The organism is Parabacteroides sp. AM08-6, assembly GCF_003473295.1.
In the GTDB taxonomy this organism is placed as follows: domain Bacteria; phylum Bacteroidota; class Bacteroidia; order Bacteroidales; family Tannerellaceae; genus Parabacteroides.
Map to the genome: position 1 here is coordinate 124833 of NZ_QRMP01000008.1, position 6174 is coordinate 131006.

The window sequence follows — 6174 nt, forward strand, 5'->3', positions numbered from 1 at the left end:
CCATTGCTCCTCGATTGCGGGTGCAAAGATAGGCGTTTAATTTTTCTTTGCAAACATTTCCATGCTTTTTTTGAGAACAATATCACTCAAATTCAAACACCTCAGAAGGCGTTGTTCGCTTTAAGGCAAACAATGCGACATCTTTCCCCACTCTCACACCTTCCTGAAACAAACGAATATCAATTGTCTTATAGGCTAGTTCCGGATGATTATTATCACGGCTGAGATGACACAACCAAATATCTTTCAATTTCGGATCATAATGTGTTGCCAAAAACTCAGCTGCTTCCCGGTTACTCAAATGACCGGTCGGACTAGCCACACGTTCTTTCAAAAATGCCGGATATGTACCAAATTCAAGCATTTCCTCATCATAATTGGCTTCAATAATCAAATGATTCGCCAAGCTCATATATTTACTTACCGTTTCCGTAATGTGCCCAACATCGGTTGCAAAAGTAAATTTATGATTACCATATTCTATATAATAGCCCACATTATCCGTACTGTCATGCGGAACCTCAAAAGCCGTTATTCGAAAATCACGGATAGAAAAAGGTATTTCCTTCTCGATTATTTTCCGGGAATTTACCAACTTCTCCTCCACATACCGACTCTTGTCGATACCTTTATGAACAGCAGCCGTTGTATAAACCGGAATACAAAGTTTTTCGCCTAAACAACCGACCGTCTTAATATGATCTGCATGATCGTGTGTTATAAGAACCGCAATAATTTTAGAAAAGTCTATCGCTTTATCTTTCAACACCTTTTTAATAGTACGAATTCCAATGCCTGCATCAATCAACATCCCATATTCGGGAGTTCCCAGATAATAGCAGTTACCACTACTTCCACTTGCTAAACTTAGAAATGATAATTTCATTTTCTTTATCTTTTTATGGAGCCGCAAAAATCGTTTTTCACACGTATAAGATTATGGACGAAATGTTTCGGGAATAGTGACTTCCCCGATAAGCGAACAATTCATATGGTCCTTTACCTCTGCCGGCGTCAATCCGTGCCCGAAAAGGAACATTAACTTTGTAACAGCACTTTCCGTCGTACTGTCGAAGCCGCTTATCACTCCTGCATCCAATAATTTATGTCCGGTTTCATACCGGTGCATCTCTACGCTGCCGGCACTACACTGGGTTACATTCACGATTACAATACCGCGGTCTACCGCATCTTTCAACATCTTCAAAAACCATTCGTCAGACGGAGCGTTACCACTTCCGAATGTTTCCATCACAACACCCTTCAAATCCGGAATATTTAAAATACTTTCTACCACTTGCGGCGAAATACCCGGAAAAAGTTTCAATATAGCAATATTCCGATCCAGCAAATAATGAGGTTTCAATGGTTTTCGCGAAACAGGATGATAAACCTGTTGTGTATCATATTTAATATAGATACCGGCATGTGCTAGCGCCGGATAATTATATGAACGAAAAGCATTAAAATTGTCTGCATTTATCTTACTGGTCCGGTTCCCCCTTAACAGGTCATTCTCAAAAAAGATACAAACTTCAGGGACAATCGGGATGCCGTTTTCCTTAGCCGCAGCAATCTCGATGGCCGTAATCAGGTTTTCTTTTCCATCCGTACGCAACATGCCGATAGGCAACTGCGAACCTGTAAAAATGACCGGTTTACTCAAGTTCTCAAGCATAAAGCTCAGCGCGGATGCAGTAAACGACATCGTATCAGTACCGTGCAATACGACAAAACCATCGTATGCCTGATAGTTGTCAGCTATGATTTTCACGATTTTCATCCATGACTCCGGCCCCATTGCCGATGAATCCATTACCGGATCAAATTGGATGGTTGAAACGGCATATCCCAGTTTCTTCAATTCCGGCATATTATCCTTCAAATGTTGAAAATTAAATGATTCCAAAACACCTGTCTCCGGATTTTCAATCATCCCAATCGTTCCCCCCGTATAGATTAATAAGATAGAGGCTTTCTCGCGCTGAGTGTTCATATTTGCTGTCATACCATGCAAAGGTAATAAATTATTCTTCTCCTTTTAATACCGGAACGCTTATATGATATTTAACGGCTATAATACGCGCTACAAAAACGCTCAATGCCGAGATAAACTGTGTCAGTGCCGTACTGACTCCCACCTGTAGGCAGGCGCAATACACAAGTCCGCCCAATACACAAGCTAACGCATAAATATCTTTCCGGAAAATCAGCGGTTCCTCATTTATCAGGATATCCCTGATCATACCGCCAAACGAACCGGTAATAGTGCCCATCACGATTGCCACCCACATCGGGAAGCCGAAATCAAGTGCTTTTGCCAAACCGACCACGCAAAACAATCCAAGCCCGATAGCATCGAATATAAAAAAGGTATTATTCAACCGAATTACATATTTACGGAAAATAATTACAAATAGAAGCGCCAATGCCGATATAATCAAATATGAAGCCTGTTCCATCCAAAACGGAGTGGCATTCAGCAAAATATCGCGGATAGTCCCTCCTCCTACAGCAGTTACCACACCAACTACATAAGCGCCGAACCAATCAAATTGTTTCGCAGAAGCCAGTCGAATACCACTAATTGCAAAAGCAAAAGTCCCGGTATAGTCACAAAGGGTGATAAAGTCTATCATTTTGATTTTTTTCTGCAAAAATAAGCAATTCCATCCAATGTTGTTATTTTATATTGACACGACCTAACAATAATTTAAACCAAACGAACATCCTGCTGTTTATTATACATATGTTTGCATATGAATAAGTGCTGATGATTACCTAATTACAAAAGAATGAAGAAATTTATATTAATCGGATTTATCTGTTTTTTCTCAGGTCAATGGATATGGGCACAAGATTACATTCCTCAAATATCACATCGTTATTACATTAGCGACACCGCTTGTATCAAGCCGCGTACTCCTTGGAGAGCAGCAGTCGAAGTGTTCGGACTGAATATGATGGTATGGGGATTCGACCGTTATATCGTAAATGAAGATTGGGCGCATATCAACGGTAAAACTATCCGGAGTAATTTCAAGAAAGGACCTGTTTGGGACACCGACCAATTTTCCACGAATCTGTTTTCACATCCTTATCACGGCTCTTTATATTTCAACGCAGCCCGTAGCAACGGGATGAATTTCTGGCAATCTATTCCTTTCGCTGCCGGAGGAAGTCTGATGTGGGAATTTTTCATGGAAAATGAGCCGCCTTCCATCAACGATATGCTGGCTACGACATTTGGCGGCATTGAACTGGGGGAAATTACTTATCGCCTTTCCGACCTTTTTATCGATAACCGTTCCAGTGGAGCAGAACGTGTCGGAAGGGAAATTCTGGCCGGCCTCCTCTCCCCTGTCCGCGGTTTTAACCGCCTGCTCTCCGGCGAAGCCTGGAAATATAGTTCTTCAAAAGGACGTTCCTACACTTCTGTTCCCGTGAATTTCATTGTCACGACCGGCCCGCGTTTTCTGGCGGAACAGGATGATTCACGACATGGAACAACCAGCATGAATATAAACTTTCATTTGGACTACGGGAATCCGTTTAACGATGAATTTTACTCTCCTTATGAGTGGTTCCGCTTTAATTTCGGAGTAGACTTGTTTTCAGCCCAACCCGTCATCAGCCAAGTAAATGCTATCGGGGCATTATGGGGGAAAAACATATGGAAAACAGAGCGCAGGACATTGACTGCCGGAATTTTCCAACATTTCGACTACTACAATTCGGAATTACGTTCAAACAGCGAAATGAAAGTTGCCCCATACCGAATATCCGAAGCGGCGGCTATTGGCGGAGGACTTATCTATCATAAGAGTTCGCCCGATGAAAAAACCGATATATATGCCGAAGCCTATTTAAACGGAGTAGCTTTGGGAGCCAGCCTGTCCGACTATATGCTGTTGGGCGAACGGGATTATAACTTAGGAAGCGGTTATAGCTCCAAAGCTTCAGCGGGCATCGTCTACAATAAACGACTTGCATTTCTGTTGAATCTGGAAAATTACCATATTTTCACATGGAAAGGTTACAATCCTGACACAGATTGGGAAACAATAGACACATCCACTCTAAACGTGCAAGGGGATAAAGGCAACGCCCGCTTGACCGTTTTCTCCATCAAACTCGGATATTTGTTAAAGGATAGATGGAATATCGTTCTTTCCAACCGTTACTTCTCGCGCCGTACCAATTACAAATATTATGACGCGGTAGACAGTTCCACTTACGATGTGATGCTGAGTCTGGGAATACGGATTTAATTTTTCCGTTCCAGCTCAGTCAGATTTTCCATTTTCTTACGCTGCAGAAACTCGTAAATACCTTCCAGATGCTCTGTAACCTTCTTGTTGCCAAACTCATACACTTTTGTCACCAGTCCATCCAGGAAATCACGGTCATGAGATACGACAATCAGCGTACCGTCAAAATCCAACAACGCCTGTTTCAGAATATCTTTTGTCTTCATATCCAAATGATTGGTCGGTTCATCCAGAATAAGCAAGTTGACCGGCTCCAACAACAATTTAATCATAGCCAGACGAGTCCGTTCCCCACCGGAAAGAACCTTCACCTTTTTGGCAGAATTTTCACCACCAAACATAAAAGCGCCCAATAAATCCTTGATTTTATTCCGTATATCTCCCTTCGCCACATCATCGATGGTTTGGAATACAGTCAGATTCTCATCTAACAGTGATGCTTGGTTTTGCGCAAAATAACCAATCAACACATTATGCCCGATAGTCAACGTTCCGTCATGCTCAATCTCCTTCATTATACATTTAACCAACGTCGACTTACCTTCTCCGTTTTTCCCGACAAAAGCAATCTTATCCCCGCGCTCAATCGTCAGATTGGCATTTTTAAAGACTACATGCTCCCCATACAATTTTGAGACACCTTCAATAATAACCGGATAAGAGCCGGAACGGGGAGAAGGTGGAAATTTCAAGCGCAATGCGGAAGTATCCTCTTCGTCCACTTCCAATATTTCAAGTTTTTCAAGCATCTTCACACGACTCTGCACCTGCAAAGTCTTGGAATAAGTACCTTTGAAACGCTCTATAAAATCTTTTGTCTCGGCAATAAATTTCTGCTGTTCGTCAAAAGCTTTCTGCTGCTGTTCGCGACGTTCTTTCCTCAGTTGCAAATAGCTACTATAGTTTACCTTATAATCATAGATACGTCCCATCGTCACCTCAATCGTACGGGTCGTAATATGGTCGACAAAAGCCCGGTCGTGACTGATTACCACAACAGCCTGCCCATTATCAATCAGGAAATCCTCCAACCATTGTATCGACTCGATGTCCAGATGATTAGTCGGTTCATCCAGCAACAGGACATCCGGCTTCTTCAACAAAAGCTTGGCCAACTCGATACGCATGCGCCATCCACCGCTGAACTCACTTGTTTGCCGTGCAAAGTCATCCCGTGTAAATCCCAATCCCAATAATGTCTTCTCTATATCAGCATCATAATTGATTTCTTCTATGGAATAGAATTTCTCACTCAAAGTAGACACACGCTCAATCAATTCCATATAACTGTCCGATTCATAATCGGTACGCGTCTCCAATTCCTTATTAAGTGTTTCGATTTCCGCCTCCATCTCATGCAAATGAGCAAAAGCCTGAGCCGTTTCCTCAAAAACAGTTCGTCCGTCTTCTGTCATCAAATGCTGCGGGAGATAAGCGATAACCGTATCTTTCGGAGCAGACACCTTCCCGCGGGTCGGCTCACGCACGCCAGCCAGAATTTTCAACAAGGTGGATTTCCCTGCCCCATTTTTCCCCATTAAGGCAATCCTATCTTTTTCATTAATCACAAAAGAAATATCCGAAAAAAGTGCGCTACCGCCAAACTCAACTGTCAATCCGTCTACTGAAATCATCCTGTTTCTATACCTATTAATAAATGAAGGCGCAAAGGTACGGGAAAATGTCGGTTTACACAACCGGCCTCCTACTCTCTTTGCCCGAAACAGTTTCACGAACCGACCTGCTTCGCAAATATTTCATCCAACAATATCAGATAATTGTCATACTTCCAAAATAAAAAAGCATACAGAGGAATATGTATTTAGTACCGACGAATCTTCAATTTCAATAGCAGCAAATTCAATGTTGATAATTATCAGCCAACTGGCCGACGGTTATCAAC

At 42.1% G+C, this 6174-nt stretch carries 5 protein-coding genes; 1 reads left to right on the forward strand and 4 read right to left on the reverse strand.

Annotated elements, in window-relative coordinates; genetic code table 11:
* Nucleotides 1–82: 82 nt before the first annotated feature.
* Genes DW103_RS07990 through DW103_RS08000 form a run of 3 tightly spaced genes read right to left on the reverse strand, consistent with a single transcriptional unit; the run spans nt 83 to nt 2639 of the window.
* The gene (locus DW103_RS07990) at nt 83–886 is read right to left on the reverse strand and encodes an MBL fold metallo-hydrolase (protein WP_122275136.1); all 804 of its coding nucleotides are present in this window, start codon (nt 884–886) and stop codon (nt 83–85) included.
* Nucleotides 887–937: 51 nt separating this feature from the next.
* The gene (locus DW103_RS07995) at nt 938–2008 is read right to left on the reverse strand and encodes an asparaginase (protein ID WP_122275137.1); all 1071 of its coding nucleotides are present in this window, start codon (nt 2006–2008) and stop codon (nt 938–940) included.
* A 19-nt stretch (nt 2009–2027) separates the two neighbouring features.
* Nucleotides 2028–2639 (reverse strand): trimeric intracellular cation channel family protein, encoded by a 612-nt coding sequence (locus tag DW103_RS08000; protein ID WP_122275138.1) that lies wholly within the window; start codon nt 2637–2639, stop codon nt 2028–2030.
* Between the two features lie 156 nt (nt 2640–2795).
* Here DW103_RS08000 and DW103_RS08005 point away from each other — a divergent pair, with 156 nt between their 5' ends.
* Nucleotides 2796–4271, forward strand: coding sequence for a DUF3943 domain-containing protein (locus DW103_RS08005; RefSeq protein ID WP_122275139.1), 1476 nt, complete (start codon nt 2796–2798; stop codon nt 4269–4271).
* Here the strand turns inward: DW103_RS08005 and DW103_RS08010 are convergent.
* On the reverse strand, nt 4268–5905 hold the full coding sequence (locus DW103_RS08010; RefSeq protein WP_122275140.1) for an ABC-F family ATP-binding cassette domain-containing protein: 1638 nt from the start codon (nt 5903–5905) through the stop codon (nt 4268–4270). The genes DW103_RS08005 and DW103_RS08010 overlap by 4 nt on opposite strands.
* Between the last annotated feature and the right edge of the window lie 269 nt (nt 5906–6174).